Source organism: Streptomyces sp. SID14436, from assembly GCF_010548465.1.
Classification (GTDB): domain Bacteria; phylum Actinomycetota; class Actinomycetes; order Streptomycetales; family Streptomycetaceae; genus Streptomyces.
The window spans coordinates 1-13,583 of record NZ_JAAGMD010000612.1 but is presented as its reverse complement, the minus strand read 5'-3'; the positions used below and the strand labels follow the sequence as shown (position 1 = coordinate 13,583).

The following is a 13,583-nucleotide window of genomic DNA, read 5'->3' as shown; positions in this document are numbered from 1 at the left end:
GCCGGGACCGGCCCCGTCACCGGCGGAGCCGATGTCCGCGCCCGGGCTGCGGGCGGGAACGCCCGCCGGGGGGACGCACCGCCGGTAGCCCCGCCTCCGCCGCCGCGCGGGCTTCGACCGGTCCGGGTGCCTGTGGTCCGGGGCACGGCTACGTCAAGTAGGCCAGCCCCGGGTGGACGGCCCGGTAACCGTCGACGAGGCGCCGTGCCACGTTCACGGAGTCGACGAGCGGGTGCAGCGCGAAGGCCCTGACCGCTTCCGCGCGGGAGCCGGACCGGGCGGCGGCGAGGACCGCGCGGTCGGCCGCCTTGACCGCGCAGACCAGGCCTGCCGCGTGGTCCGGCAGCGGGTCGACGGACACCGGGTGCGCGCCCTGGGCGCCGACCAGGCAGGGCACCTCCACGACGGCCTCGGCGTCCAGGATGCCGAGCGTGCTGCGGTTGCGGACGTTGAGGATCAGGGTGGTGCGTTCGTCGCGGGCGATGGCCCGCATCAGGGCGAGGGCGACCTTCTCGTAGCCGCCGGACAGGTCCTCCTCCTCGCGCTCGCCCGCGCCGGCGGTCTCCCGGTTCTCGGCCATGTAGGTGGCCTCGCGTTCGGCCCGGGTGCGGTTCCAGAGCTCCAGTGCGGGCGTGTCCGGGTCGGTCACCCGGGCGTAGAAGCCGGCCTGCTGGTCGTGCAGGAAGGCGCCCCGGGTGGGGCCGGTCCGGTGGGCGCGGACGGCTTCCCGGTGGAAGTAGTAGTAGTGCAGGTACTCGTTGGGGACGGCTCCCAGGGAGCGGAGCCAGTCGGCCCCGAAGAGGCGGCCCTCCTCGAAGGAGCCGAGCAGTCCGGGGTCGGCCAGCAGGCGCGGCAACTGGTCCCGGCCGTCCACCCGCAGACCGCGCACCCAGCCGAGGTGGTTGAGGCCGGCGTAGTCGATCCAGGCCCGCGCCGGGTCGGCGCCGAGCACGCGCGCGATGCGGCGGCCCAGGCCCACCGGGGAGTCGCAGATGCCGATGACCCGGTCGCCGAGGTGGCGGGACATGGCCTCGGTGACCAGGCCGGCCGGGTTGGTGAAGTTGATGACCCACGCGTCGGGCGCGAGGGCGGCCACCTTGCGGGCGATGCCGACGGCGACGGGGACCGTGCGCAGACCGTAGGCGATGCCGCCCGCGCCGACCGTCTCCTGCCCGAGGACACCTTCGGCGAAGGCGACCCGTTCGTCGTTCGCCCTGCCTTCCAGGCCGCCGACGCGGATCGCCGAGAAGACGAAGCCGGCGCCGCGCAGGGCCTCGTCGAGATCGGTGGTGGTGGTCACCTCGGGCGCGTCGGGCACGCCGGACGCCTGGGCCGCCAGGACCCGGCCGATGGCGTGCAGCCGCCGGCTGTCGACGTCGTGCAGGGCGACCCGGGTCACCCGCCCCTCCCCCCGGTCGCCGAGGAGCGCTCCGTACACCAGCGGCACCCGGAATCCGCCGCCGCCCAGAATCGTCAGCTTCACGTCCGTACCCTTCCCACCCGGCCAACCTAGCCGCTCCGCCTCCCGCCTCCCGGCCCACGCGCAGGGGACACCGCCGTGGACGGGGCACCGGCACGGAAGCAGGCACGCGCACGGCGCCTGCCGATCCCCCTCCCCGGGCGGGTGCAAGGAACCCGGCGGCGCGCTTGCCCCATTCGCGTCGTTCAGGACCTGAACTCGCCCCGGACACAAGGACTTTCTCGGTGACACCTCTTGACGCCCGAGGGGGCGCAGAGCACATTGACGGCAACCTGAGAGCGCTCTCAGGTGCGGAGTCCGTGCCCCACTCCCTCCCGGGGCGCGGCTCCGGCCCGGTTTCCCAAAGGCCACTCCCCCCCCACATCCACCTCGTTTCCCGAGAGGGCTCCCCACATGAGTGACACCTCCGGCACACCCCGCACCCCGCGCAGACCCCGCCGCGTCCGGCGGGCGCTCGTCGCCGTCGTCAGCACCCTCGGGCTCGCGGCCGCGGCGGCCACGGCCGCCACGCCGTCGGCGAGCGCCTCCGCCCCGCCACCCCCGTCGGGCTGGAACCAGGTCTTCCTCGACGACTTCGACGGCCCGGCCGGCAGCGGCGTCAACACCTCCAACTGGCGCTACTCGACCGGCACGGGCTACCCGGGCGGCCCGGCCAACTGGGGCACCGGTGAGATCGAGACGATGACGTCCAGCACGCAGAACGTCTCCCTCGACGGCAACGGCAACCTCCGCATCACGCCCCGGCGGGACGCGGCCGGCAACTGGACGTCCGGCCGCATCGAGACCAACCGGGCCGACTTCCAGCCCCCGGCGGGCGGCAAACTGCGCGTCGAGAGCCGCATCCAGGTGCCGAACGTCACCGGCGCCGCCGCCAAGGGCTACTGGCCGGCGTTCTGGATGCTGGGCGCCCCCTACCGCGGCAACTGGTGGAACTGGCCCTCGGTCGGCGAGCTCGACATCATGGAGAACACGCAGGGCATGAACACGGTGTTCGCCACCATGCACTGCGGCACCGCGCCCGGCGGCCCCTGCAACGAGAACAGCGGCATCGGCAGTTCGACCACCTGTCAGGGCACCACCTGCCAGGCCGGATTCCACACCTACCGGCTGGAGTGGGACCGCTCGACCAGCGTGGAGGAGATCCGCTTCTACCTCGACGACCGTCACTTCCACACCGTCCGGGCCAACCAGGTCGACGCCACGACCTGGGCGAACGCCACGAACCACGGCTACTTCATCATCCTGAACGTCGCCATGGGCGGCGGCTTCCCCGACGCCTTCGGCGGCGGACCGGACGCCGGTACCCAGCCCGGTCACCCGATGGTCGTGGACTACGTCCAGGTCCTGAGCTCCGGCGGCGGGGGCACCACTCCCCCGCCGACCGGCAACCGCGACGCCTACGGCACCATCCAGGCCGAGTCCTACGACGGCCAGTCCGGCGTGATCACGGAGTCCACCTCCGACAGCGGCGGCGGGCAGAACGTGGGCGCCCTCGCCAACGGCGACTGGCTGCTGTACAAGGGGGTGAACTTCGGTTCGGCCCCGGCCCGGCAGTTCTCCGCCCGGGTGGCCGGCGGGGCGGGCAATGGCGTCAGCGGACTGGTCGAGGTCCGGCTGGACAGCCGGAGCAACGCGCCCATCGGCAGTTTCGCGGTCGGCAACACCGGCGGCTGGCAGTCGTGGCGGACGATCCCGGCGAACATCAGCCCCGTGACCGGCACGCACGACGTGTACCTGACGTTCACCAGCGGCCAGCCGGCCGACTTCGTGAACGTCAACTGGTTCACCTTCGGCCGCTGAGATCCGCTCAAGGGGGCTCCACACACCCGTGGGGCCCCCTTCGGCATGTCCGGCGCGGTTCGCGGTACTCACGCAATCGTCGGACTTTTCGTCCCCGCCGTGCCGCCGTCCGGGCCGGTCCGCGTTGCGGTCGGCTCAGGAACAGAGCCGGCGTGGTACCGGTTCACACAGACGAGGCGACCCACGGGTCCTCTCGTCCACGCAGGTGACGGACCCGGCGCGCCGGGACACCCGGTACCCGGCGGAACCGGTCGGGCCCGGCACCGTCGGGACGTCGCGGTGTGCGCGGGACCCGGCAGGACCCGTCCGACGCGGTGCACGAGCGGCTTCACGACCAGGGAGTTGACGCGGAATGGCCCAAGAGACGACCGAGGCGGACACCGGCGCGACCACCGGCCGGGGCGACGCGGCACCCGCGCCCGCCGCATGGTCGAACGCCCTGCGTGACCCCAGGGACCGGCGCCTCCCGCGGATCGCCGGCCCGTCCGGGCTGGTCATCTTCGGCGTGACGGGCGACCTGTCCCGCAGGAAGCTGATGCCGGCCGTGTACGACCTGGCCAACCGGGGACTGCTGCCGCCGGGCTTCTCCCTCGTGGGGTTCGCCCGCCGGGACTGGGAGGACCAGGACTTCGCCCAGGTGGTGCACGACGCCGTCGAGGAGCACGCCCGTACCCCCTTCCGGGAGGAGGTCTGGCAGCAGCTCGCCGAGGGCATGCGCTTCATCCCGGGCGACTTCGACGACGACTCCGCGTTCAAGCAGCTGCGCGCGGCGGTGGAGGAGCTGGACGTCTCCCGCGGCACCGGCGGCAACCACGCCTTCTACCTGTCGGTGCCGCCGAGGTTCTTCCCGAAGGTGGTCCAGCAGCTGAAGCGGCACGGGCTGGCCGACGCGCCCGCCGGGTCCTGGCGGCGCGCGGTCATCGAGAAACCGTTCGGGCACGACCTGGCGTCGGCGAAGGAGCTGAACGCGATCGTGCACGACGTGTTCGAACCGGAGCAGGTCTTCCGGATCGACCACTACCTGGGCAAAGAGACCGTCCAGAACATCCTGGCGCTGCGCTTCGCCAACACCATGTTCGAACCGATCTGGAACCGGTCGTTCGTCGACCACGTGCAGATCACCATGGCCGAGGACATCGGCATCGGCGGCCGGGCCGGCTACTACGACGGCATCGGCGCCGCCCGCGACGTCATCCAGAACCACCTGCTGCAGCTGCTGGCGCTCACCGCGATGGAGGAGCCCGCCGCCTTCGACGCCCGGTCGCTGCTGACCGAGAAGCTGAAGGTGTTCCGGGCGGTGCGGCTGCCGGACGACCTGGGCCTGCACACCGTGCGCGGGCAGTACACCGGAGCCTGGCAGGGCGGGACACAGGTGCGCGGCTACCTGGAGGAGGACGGCATCGACGCCTCCTCCAGGACCGACACCTACGCCGCGATCAAGCTGGGCATCGACAACCGCCGCTGGGCGGGCGTCCCGTTCTATCTGCGCACCGGCAAGCGGCTGGGCCGCCGGGTCACCGAGATCGCGGTGGTCTTCCAGCGCGCCCCGCACTCCCCCTTCGACGCGACGGCGACCGAGGAGCTGTGCGAGAACGCGGTCGTCATCCGGGTGCAGCCGGAGGAGGGCATGACCGTCCGGTTCGGCTCGAAGGTGCCGGGCACGTCGATGGAGATCCGGGACGTGTCGATGGACTTCGCCTACGGCGAGTCGTTCACCGAGTCCAGCCCGGAGGCGTACGAACGGCTGCTCCTCGACGTGCTCCTGGGGGACGCGAACCTGTTCCCCCGTCACCAGGAGGTGGAAGAGTCCTGGAGGATCCTCGACCCGGTCGAGGCGTACTGGGCGTCCCACGGCAGGCCCGCGCGGTACGCATCGGGCAGCTGGGGACCCGCGGAAGCCGACGAGATGCTCGCACGAGACGGACGGAGCTGGCGCAGGCCATGAAGATCGACCTGACCGACACCACGGCAAGCAACATCAACAAGGCGCTGGTGAGGGGCCGCCGCGCCATCGGCACTCCGGCCGTCGGCATGGTCCTGACGATGGTGATCGTCACGGACGAGGAGAACGCCTACGACGCGATCAAGGCGGCCGAGGAGGCGTCGCACGAGCACCCCTCCCGGACCCTGGTCGTCATCAAGCGCCACGCCCGCACCCCGCGCGACCGCACGCACCCCCGGCTGGACGCCGAGGTGCGGGTCGGCTCGGAGGCCGGCGCCGGGGAGACGGTCGTGCTGCGGACCTACGGGGAGGTCTCCGACCACGCCGACTCGGTGGTGCTGCCGCTGCTGCTGCCGGACGCGCCGGTGGTGGTGTGGTGGCCGGTGGACGCGCCCGAGGTGCCCTCCAAGGACCCGCTCGGCGCGCTGGCGCAGCGCAGGATCACCGACCTGTACGCGGCGGAGCACGCGCTGGAGATGCTCGAGACCCGGGTGCGTTCCTACGCGCCCGGCGACACCGACCTGGCGTGGACACGGCTGACGCCGTGGCGTTCGATGCTGGCGGCTGCCCTGGACCAGGCCCGGCTGACGGTGACCTCGGCGGCCGTGGAGAGCGAGGCGGACAATCCCAGCGCCGAGCTCCTGGCCCGCTGGCTGCACGCCCGGCTGGGCGTGCCGGTGGAGCGGGTGGAGACGGCCGGTCCCGTGGTGACGGGGGTGCGGCTGGGCACCGCCGACGGGGAGATCGTCATCGACCGCCCCGAGGGACCGCTGGCCACGCTGTCGCTGCCGGGGCAGCCGTCGCGGCGGCTGGCACTGAAGGTCCGGCCCACCTCCGAGCTCATCGCCGAGGAGCTCAGGCGGCTCGACGCCGACGAGATGTACGCGATCGCCCTGCGGGGCGACGAGCCGGAAGGGGCCGCCGTCCCCGCCTGACTGCCACGGGCCCGGGGGTCCCCGGTCCCGTTCACCGTCCACGGGCGTGCCGGTGGCCGCCCGCCGTGAACTCCAGGAAGTGAACCAGACATGCAGATCGGTCTTGTCGGCCTCGGAAAAATGGGCGGCAACATGCGCGAACGGCTGCGCAACGCCGGGCACACCGTCGTCGGGTACGACACGGACCCCGAACGGTCCGACGTCGCCCACCTCTCGGACCTCGTCGGCGAGCTGGAATCCCCGCGCACGGTGTGGGTGATGGTGCCGGCCGGTGACGTCACCCAGCACGTCATCGAGCAGCTGGCGAGCCTGCTCAAGCCGGGCGACACGGTCGTCGACGGCGGCAACTCCCGCTGGACGGACGACGAACGGCACGCCCGGGAGCTCGGTCACCGGGGCATCGGATTCGTCGACGCGGGCGTCTCGGGCGGTGTGTGGGGCCTGAAGAACGGCTACGCCCTCATGGTCGGCGGCGACAAGGAGCACGTGGACCGGCTGCGGCCGGTGTTCGAGGCGCTGAAGCCGGAGGGCCCGTACGGGTTCGTGCACGCCGGGAAGGTGGGCGCCGGGCACTTCGCGAAGATGGTCCACAACGGCATCGAGTACGCCATGATGCAGGCCTACGCGGAGGGCTGGGAGCTGCTGGAGGCCGTGGAGTCGGTGGACAATGTCCGCGAGGTGTTCCGCTCCTGGCAGGACGGCACCGTCATCCGCTCGTGGCTGCTGGACCTGGCGGTGAACGCGCTGGACGACGACGAGCACCTGCGCGGCCTGCGCGGCTACGCCGAGGACTCGGGCGAGGGCCGCTGGACGGTGGAGGCGGCCATCGACAACGCGGTGCCGCTGCCCGCGATCACCGCGTCGCTGTTCGCGCGGTTCGCCTCCCGGCAGGAGGACTCGCCGCAGATGAAGATGGTGGCGGCGCTGCGCAACCAGTTCGGCGGCCACGCCGTCGAGTCGGCGCGGAAGGAACCGTAGGGGCGTGGGGGACCTGCTGCTGGCGCGGCACGGTGAGACGGAGTGGAGCAGGTCGGGGCGGCACACCGGCCGCACCGACCTGCCCCTCACCCCGCACGGCGAGGAACAGGCCCGCTCGCTGGCGCCGCTGCTGGCGGGGCGGGCCTTCGCCCTGGTGCTGACCAGTCCGCTGGAGCGGGCCCGCCGCACGGCCGAACTGGCGGGGCTGACCGGCGCGGAGCCGGATCCGGACCTGCGCGAGTGGGACTACGGGGCCTACGAGGGCGTCACGACGGCGACGATCCGCGCCGGCCGGCCCGACTGGGATCTGTGGACGGACGGGGTGCCGCCCGGGCCGGAGCTTCCCGGTGAGTCCCCGGCGCAGGTCGGCGCGCGCGCCGACCGGGTGCTGGCCCGGGTGGCGCGGGCGCTCGAGGAGGGCGACGTGCTGCTGGTGGCGCACGGTCATCTGCTGCGGGTGCTGACGGCTCGCCGGCTGGGTCTGTCCCCGGCGGAGGGGCGGCTGTTCCGGCTGGAGACGGGCGCGCTGAGCCGGCTGTCGCTGGAGCACGGGCGCCCGGTGATCGCGGAGTGGAACGCGGCCGCGCCCGCCGGCCGGCCTGAGTGAGCCGGTCCGCCGGTCAGCCGGCCTGGGTTCGTCTGGGGATGCCGTAGGCCCGCTCCACGTGCAGTCGCAGGACGAGGCGGCGGTCGCGGACCATGGCGGCGCGGTAGTCGTCCCAGTCGGGGTGTTCGCCCTGGACGTCGCGGTACAGCCGGATCAGCTCCTCCACGGTGGCGTCGTAGGGGTCCCGGGCCACGGGGGAGAGTTCGGCGGTGCCCTCCGCGACCGTGTACGCCCAGCGGTCGTCGGTGGTGACGTGGTAGGAGGCCCGGGGGTCCCGCCGCAGGTTGCGGGTCTTGGCCCGGTCGTCGGTGACGGAGACGCGCACGATCCGTTCGTCGGGGTCGTAGGCGTGGTTGACGTTCGACAGCTGGGGCCGTCCGTCGCCCTTGAGGGTGACGAGCACCCCGCTGTTGCCCTCGGCGAGCAGGGCGAGCAGCGCGTGCTGCGCGGGTTCCTGAGTCATACCTCGATCAACGGTTCGCCGGTGACGGGCGTTCCCCGTGCCGTCGTGCGGGGTAGTCCGCAGGCACCTCCGCGCATGATCGCGGAGCCGTGCCGGACGGGACCGAGGAGAACGATGACTGTGCTGGAGCTTGAGACCGGGCCGGAGCGGGCCGGGCTGGACGCGGGGGCGTTGGGGCGTCTGGACCGGCACTTCGCCCGGCAGGTCGACGAGGGGCGGCTGCCGGGGTTCCTGGTGGCGGTGGCGCGGGGCGGACGCGTCGCCCACCTGACCGCGTACGGATGGCGTGACGTCGCGGCCGGGCGGCCGGTGCGCGCCGACACCCTGTGGCGGATCTACTCGATGACGAAACCGGTGACGGCGGTGGGCGCGCTGCTGCTGGTGCAGGAGGGCCGGCTGTCGCTGGACGACCCGGTGGGGCGTCATCTGCCGGCGTTCGCCGAACCCCGGGTGTACGACGGCGGGTCGGGAGCGCGGGTGCGGACGCGCCCTGCGGCCGGTCCGATGCTGGTGCGGCACCTCATGACCCACACGGCGGGGCTGACGTTCGCCTTCTACGGCTGCCATCCCGTGGACGCGCTGTACCGGGAGGCCGGGCTGGAGTCGTCGGTGCTGCCGGGGGCGGGGCTGGCGGAGACGGTCGACGCGTACGCGCGGCTGCCGCTGCAGTTCGACCCGGGCACCCAGTGGAACTACTCGGTGGCCTCCAACGTGCTGGGCCGGATCATCGAGGTGGTGTCGGGGCAGCCCCTGGACGTGTTCCTGGCCGAGCGGGTGTTCCGTCCCCTGGGGATGACGGACGCCGGGTTCGAGGTGAGCGAGGAGCAGGCGGGGCGGCTCGCGGAGCTGTACGGGGAGAAGGAGGGCGGCGGCATCGAGCCCATCGCCGGGCTGCCGCTGCGGGGGCGGCCCCGGTTCCTGTCCGGCAGCGGCGGGATGGTGGCCTCCGCGTACGACGTGCACCGCTTCATGGAGATGCTGCGGCGGCGCGGGGAACTCGACGGGGTCCGGCTGCTGGAGCCGGACACGGTGGACCTGATGACCCGCAACCACCTTCCCGGCGGCGCCGACCTGCGCGCTTTCGGCAGCCGTCCGGCGCACGACGAGCCGGGCAACGAGGGTGTCGGCTTCGGTCTCGGCGTGTCGGTGGTGGTCGACCCGTCCCGGACGCGGGAGCCGTCGTCCGCGGGCACGTTCGGCTGGACCGGGGTCGCCACCACGGCGTTCTGGGTGGACCCGGGCCGCGATCTAACCGTGCAGTTCTACACGCAGGTACGGCCCAGGTCCTCGCACACGGTCTTCCGTGACCTCCGGCGGCTGGTGCACGAGGCGGTGCACTGACCGGGGGCCGGGTCCCGTCCGCCGCCGGTCAGGACAGGTGGGCCACCGCGTCCAGGTGGGGCAGGTGGTGGTCGAGACGCTCCCGCTTGGTCCGCAGGTAGGTGATGTTGCTCTCGCACGGCGGTATCAGCAGCGGCACCTGCTCGGCGACCTGCACGCCGTGGCGGACCAGCGCCTCCCGCTTGCGGGGGTTGTTGGACATCAGCCGGACCGACCGCACACCCAGGTCCTGGAGCATCCCGGCGGCGACGGCGTAGTCGCGGGCGTCCACCGGCAGGCCGAGGGCGAGGTTCGCCTCGACGGTGTCCAGACCCTCCGCCTGCAGGGCCATCGCCCGCAGCTTCGCCAGCAGACCGATGCCCCGGCCCTCGTGGCCCCTCAAGTAGACGACGACGCCCGCCCCTTCGGCGACGACGGCGCGCATCGCGGCGTCGAGCTGGTCCCCGCACTCGCAGTGCTGCGAGCCGAACGCGTCCCCGGTCAGGCACTCGGAGTGCAGCCGGACGAGGACACCCTCCGCGCCGATGTCGCCGTGCACCAGAGCGACTTGTTCGTCACCGCGGTCGTGGTCCAGGTAGCCGATCGCCTGGAAAGGGCCGTACACGGTGGGCAAGGGGGCGTTCACGACGCGTTCCACGCCGGTCCGCTGCGGGGGCTTCTTGCCGAGTACGCCTACGTTTTCTGTCATGATTCTCGAGTTCCTAAGCAGAGACGAAAGGCCGTGAGGATTATGAGTGGTTCACCAAAGCGGTCGGCGGCATCCGGCCCGGTGCACGGTCTGTTGCCGGCGGATACTACAGAGGATGTACGGAAGCGGGGCGCCGTCGTCTCACGGCAGATCGCGATTCTTCCGGTGGGGAGCTACGAGCAGCACGGCGCCTACCTGCCGCTCGCGACGGACACGCTGGTGGCCTGTGCCGTCGCGCGGGAGATCGCCGGCGCGTATCCGGTGCACCTCCTTCCTCCGGTGACGGTCTCCTGCTCGCACGAGCACGCGGCCTGGCCGGGGACCGTCTCGATCTCCGCCGTGACCCTGCATGCGGTGGTGCGGGACATCGCCGACTCGCTGCGCCGGTCCGGCGTGGACACGCTGGTGCTGGTCAACGGGCACGGCGGCAACTACGTCCTCGGCAACGTCGTGCAGGAGGCGTCCGCGCGGGGCGAGCGGATGGCGCTGTTCCCCGCCGTGCAGGACTGGGAGGCGGCCGTGGACCGGGCCGATGTCGCCACCTCGCTGCTGACGGACATGCACGCGGGGGAAATCGAGACCTCCATCCTTCTGCACACTCATCCCGAATTGCTCCGGCCCGGTTATGAGACGGCTGATTTCGTCGCGGACGACCGGCGTCATCTGCTCACCCTGGGCATGGCCGCCTATACCGATTCCGGTGTCATCGGGCGCCCTTCTCTGGGCTCCGCGGAAAAGGGCAAGCATCTCCTGGCGAGTCTCGCGGATTCCTTCGGCGCGTATTTCACCCTCCTGACGGGCGACGGCCCGGACGGCCCGGCCACGGCTCTCGGCGGCGGTACGGACGGCGGCGGTACCGGCGGCGGCACCGGCGGTGGTGAGCAGACGGCCGGTGCGCGGACGGCGACCGGTGCGGGTGCGGGCGACGCCGGAGCGGGCGGTGCGGGTACGGGCGACGCCGGAGCGGGCGGTGCGGGTACGAGTGGTGCGGGTCGTGCGGGTGCGGCTGGGGCCGTCGGCGGGGCGGATGCTCCGTCCGGGGCCGGGGTTCCGGACGGCCCTGACACGTCCGGCACCGCGGCACGGGGAGAGGCCCGCGGGTAGGTCCCGGCCTGCGCGCCGGGACCGGTGACGACGGGCTCGGTGACCGTCCGCCTCCCGGCGCGCAGGCCCGCGTACCAGCGGGCGGCGAGGACGACCAGGCCGGGCAGGCTGGCGACGAGACAGAGCACCCCGTACACCACCGCGACGGCCAGCCCCTGGCCGGCACCGAGTCCGGCGGCGCCGAACGCCCAGGCGGTGACGCCCTCCCGGGGTCCCCACCCGCCGACGTTGAGCGGCAGGCTCATGGCGAGCAGGGCCAGCACGGCCAGCGGCAGCAGCCGGCTGACGGCCGCGTCGGTTCCGGTGACGCGGGCCGCGAGCACGAACATCGCGATGTGCCCCGCCAGGACGACGACCGAGGAGACCAGCACACCGGGCCCGTTGCTGCGGGAGAGCAGCCCTTCGCGGGCTTCGGCGAGCATCCGGCGCAGCGCCCGGCCGCGCCGCGAGGGCGTCGGGCGGTTCATCCTCAGGGCGAGGACGACCAGGCAGGCGCCCAGGGCGCCGAGTCCGGCCAGCGGGGCCGCGTGCCGGGCCTCGTCGAGGACCGGGGACGGCACCGTGAGCAGCACGGCCGCTCCGGCGGCGAACAGCGCGAGCTGCCCGGCGGTCCGCTCCAGGACGACGGCCCGCACGCCGCGTCCCAGGTCGCCGGTGCTGCGCCCGTGGTGCACGGCCCGGTGCACGTCGCCCACGACGCCGCCGGGCAGGGCCGCGTTGAGGAACAGGGCCCGGTAGTAGTCGGCGACGGCCCGGCCGAGGGGCAGCCGGATGCCGAGGCCACGGGACACCAGGGACCAGCGCCAGGCGCTGAACACGGTGGTGACCAGCCCGAGCGCGAGGGCGGCGAGCAGCGCCGGACCGTCGATCCGGCGCAGCCCGTCCAGGAAGACGCCGGTGCCCAGGCGCCACATCAGCACCGCGAGGATCGCCAGCCCGGCGAGGGTGCCGAGGCGGGTGCGCACGACCGGGGAGTTGAGGCGCGCGAGCAGGGTACGGACACCCGCCCGCTGCCCCGCCCCGGGCTTCTCCCCCGCCCGCGGGCTGCCGGCAGGGTCGGCCGGTGCCGTCGGCGTGGCCGGTACGGGTGGTGCAGTCATGCGGTGCCGCCCGTCGGCCGGCACAGGGCGAGCAGGTCGCTGTGGTGGACGACGACCCGCAACTCCCCCGCCGCGCACGCCTCCAGGCGCTCCTTCAGGTAGCTTCCGGCGCGGTCCGCCAGTTCCGGGCGCTCCTCGACCGCCGCGCCGACCCAGCCGCGCAGCCACTGCTCGGTGAGGGCGGCCTGGTCCGGGCCGAGCCGCCAGGGGCTCGGGTTCAGCCGCACGGTCGCGCCATGAGCAGCGAACGCGTCAGCGGCGGCCGTCGCCGCGTCGGGGCCGAGCAGGCCGCCCCGGCGCTGGTGGGCATTGAACGCCTCGGTGATCTCCTGGTCCATCGGGTGCGGGGTGGTCAGTTCGACGCGCCCGGCGACGGACAGGGTGAGCAGGGCCGGGCAGCCGGCTCCGGCGCACGCGGCGGCGAGCGCCTCGACCTCCTCGCGGGTGAGGACGTCGAGCAGGGCGGAGGCCGTGACGAGGGAAGCGCCGGCCAGGGCGTCGGGGGTGAGCCGGGCGACGTCGCCGCGCCGGGTCTCCACGGACACCCGGCTGCCGTCGGCGGACGACCGCGGCGCCCCCACGGCCGCGAAGTGCAGCAGGTAGGGGTCACGGTCGTGCAGGATCCAGTGCTGCGCGCCGTCCAGGTGCGGGGCGAGCCAGCGGCCCATCGACCCGGTGCCGCAGCCGATGTCGTGGATGACCAGGCCGTCCGCCCGCTGCGGCAGGTTCGCCAGGCGGATGCGCAGCGGATCGAGCAGGTCGTGCGAGCGGGCGACGGCATCGGCGGGCTCGCGCAGCTGGAGCCACTCGGGCGCGTAGCGGGCGGGCTCCTCGCCACCGGTGTCGCGCAGTCTCACGGTGGCCCGCTCACCGGGCCGGGCGGCGGAGGGTGCGGCGGGTCCGGCGCCGGGGATGACGGCGGGTCCGGCGGTGTCGCTGCCAGATGTCACGGTGCCCCCTCGTGGGCCGGTGGCCGCGTCCGCGGCCTGCCGGGGTCCGGGCTGGGACGGGATCGTCCCGGCGTGCGTGGTCGTCGCCTGCTCGGTCATGCGGCCCTCCGGGGTTCGGCCGGCAGCCGGCGCAGGACGCCCGCCAGGCTCTGTGCGGTGCTCGCCCAGCCGCCCAGCGCGGCGCGCCGGCCCCGG

At 73.5% G+C, this 13,583-nt stretch carries 11 protein-coding genes and 1 pseudogene; 7 read left to right on the top strand and 5 right to left on the bottom strand.

Going from position 1 to position 13,583, the window contains the following annotated elements:
• Positions 1–148: 148 nt before the first annotated feature.
• A complete protein-coding gene (locus tag G3I53_RS21675) occupies positions 149–1,483 on the bottom strand; it encodes a 6-phospho-beta-glucosidase (RefSeq protein WP_164337276.1) in 1,335 nt (444 codons plus the stop codon).
• Positions 1,484–1,873: 390 nt separating this feature from the next.
• On the opposite strand from G3I53_RS21675, the gene G3I53_RS21670 reads away from it, so the two are divergent.
• From G3I53_RS21670 to G3I53_RS21650, 5 genes are all read left to right on the top strand, one after another.
• Complete coding sequence (locus tag G3I53_RS21670) at positions 1,874–3,280, top strand: glycoside hydrolase family 16 protein (protein WP_164337275.1); 1,407 nt, start codon at positions 1,874–1,876, stop codon at positions 3,278–3,280.
• A 352-nt stretch (positions 3,281–3,632) separates the two neighbouring features.
• Positions 3,633–5,225 (top strand): glucose-6-phosphate dehydrogenase, encoded by a 1,593-nt coding sequence (gene zwf / locus G3I53_RS21665; protein ID WP_164337274.1) that lies wholly within the window; start codon positions 3,633–3,635, stop codon positions 5,223–5,225.
• A complete protein-coding gene (gene opcA / locus G3I53_RS21660) occupies positions 5,222–6,157 on the top strand; it encodes a glucose-6-phosphate dehydrogenase assembly protein OpcA (RefSeq protein WP_164337273.1) in 936 nt (311 codons plus the stop codon). The genes zwf and opcA overlap by 4 nt, the downstream gene beginning before the upstream one ends.
• Before the next feature lie 90 nt (positions 6,158–6,247).
• Positions 6,248–7,135 (top strand): phosphogluconate dehydrogenase (NAD(+)-dependent, decarboxylating), encoded by an 888-nt coding sequence (gene gnd / locus G3I53_RS21655; protein WP_164337272.1) that lies wholly within the window; start codon positions 6,248–6,250, stop codon positions 7,133–7,135.
• A gap of 4 nt (positions 7,136–7,139) precedes the next feature.
• A complete protein-coding gene (locus G3I53_RS21650; RefSeq protein WP_164337271.1) occupies positions 7,140–7,742 on the top strand; it encodes a histidine phosphatase family protein in 603 nt (200 codons plus the stop codon).
• A gap of 13 nt (positions 7,743–7,755) precedes the next feature.
• On the opposite strand, the gene G3I53_RS21645 is transcribed toward G3I53_RS21650, so the two are convergent.
• Positions 7,756–8,205, bottom strand: a complete 450-nt coding sequence (locus tag G3I53_RS21645; protein WP_164337270.1) for a PPOX class F420-dependent oxidoreductase — start codon at positions 8,203–8,205, stop codon at positions 7,756–7,758.
• 114 nt (positions 8,206–8,319) lie between these two features.
• On the opposite strand from G3I53_RS21645, the gene G3I53_RS21640 reads away from it, so the two are divergent.
• Positions 8,320–9,546, top strand: coding sequence for a serine hydrolase domain-containing protein (locus G3I53_RS21640; RefSeq protein WP_164337269.1), 1,227 nt, complete (start codon positions 8,320–8,322; stop codon positions 9,544–9,546).
• A 28-nt stretch (positions 9,547–9,574) separates the two neighbouring features.
• Here the strand turns inward: G3I53_RS21640 and ribA are convergent, their stop codons facing one another.
• A complete protein-coding gene (ribA, locus tag G3I53_RS21635; RefSeq protein WP_164337268.1) occupies positions 9,575–10,234 on the bottom strand; it encodes a GTP cyclohydrolase II in 660 nt (219 codons plus the stop codon).
• 42 nt (positions 10,235–10,276) lie between these two features.
• Here ribA and G3I53_RS21630 point away from each other — a divergent pair.
• Positions 10,277–11,038: pseudogene (locus G3I53_RS21630) on the top strand (creatininase family protein); the annotation flags it as partial.
• Here G3I53_RS21630 and G3I53_RS21625 read toward each other — a convergent pair.
• Together G3I53_RS21625 and G3I53_RS21620 are read right to left on the bottom strand one after the other, a co-directional pair.
• Complete coding sequence (locus G3I53_RS21625; RefSeq protein ID WP_239064029.1) at positions 10,921–12,330, bottom strand: lysylphosphatidylglycerol synthase transmembrane domain-containing protein; 1,410 nt, start codon at positions 12,328–12,330, stop codon at positions 10,921–10,923. The pseudogene G3I53_RS21630 and the gene G3I53_RS21625 overlap by 118 nt on opposite strands.
• Positions 12,331–12,434: 104 nt before the next feature.
• Positions 12,435–13,487, bottom strand: coding sequence for a class I SAM-dependent methyltransferase (locus tag G3I53_RS21620; protein ID WP_164438681.1), 1,053 nt, complete (start codon positions 13,485–13,487; stop codon positions 12,435–12,437).
• Positions 13,488–13,583 lie beyond the last annotated feature (96 nt).

What these genes read in the sequence shown, in the direction of transcription:
- G3I53_RS21620 (WP_164438681.1), bottom strand. Translation starts at nt 13,487, where the DNA reads ATGACCGAGCAGGCGACGACCACGCACGCCGGGACGATCCCGTCCCAG.
- G3I53_RS21640 (WP_164337269.1), top strand. Translation starts at nt 8,320, where the DNA reads ATGACTGTGCTGGAGCTTGAGACCGGGCCGGAGCGGGCCGGGCTGGAC.
- ribA (WP_164337268.1), bottom strand. Translation starts at nt 10,234, where the DNA reads ATGACAGAAAACGTAGGCGTACTCGGCAAGAAGCCCCCGCAGCGGACC.
- zwf (WP_164337274.1), top strand. Translation starts at nt 3,633, where the DNA reads ATGGCCCAAGAGACGACCGAGGCGGACACCGGCGCGACCACCGGCCGG.
- gnd (WP_164337272.1), top strand. Translation starts at nt 6,248, where the DNA reads ATGCAGATCGGTCTTGTCGGCCTCGGAAAAATGGGCGGCAACATGCGC.
- G3I53_RS21645 (WP_164337270.1), bottom strand. Translation starts at nt 8,205, where the DNA reads ATGACTCAGGAACCCGCGCAGCACGCGCTGCTCGCCCTGCTCGCCGAG.
- opcA (WP_164337273.1), top strand. Translation starts at nt 5,222, where the DNA reads ATGAAGATCGACCTGACCGACACCACGGCAAGCAACATCAACAAGGCG.
- G3I53_RS21670 (WP_164337275.1), top strand. Translation starts at nt 1,874, where the DNA reads ATGAGTGACACCTCCGGCACACCCCGCACCCCGCGCAGACCCCGCCGC.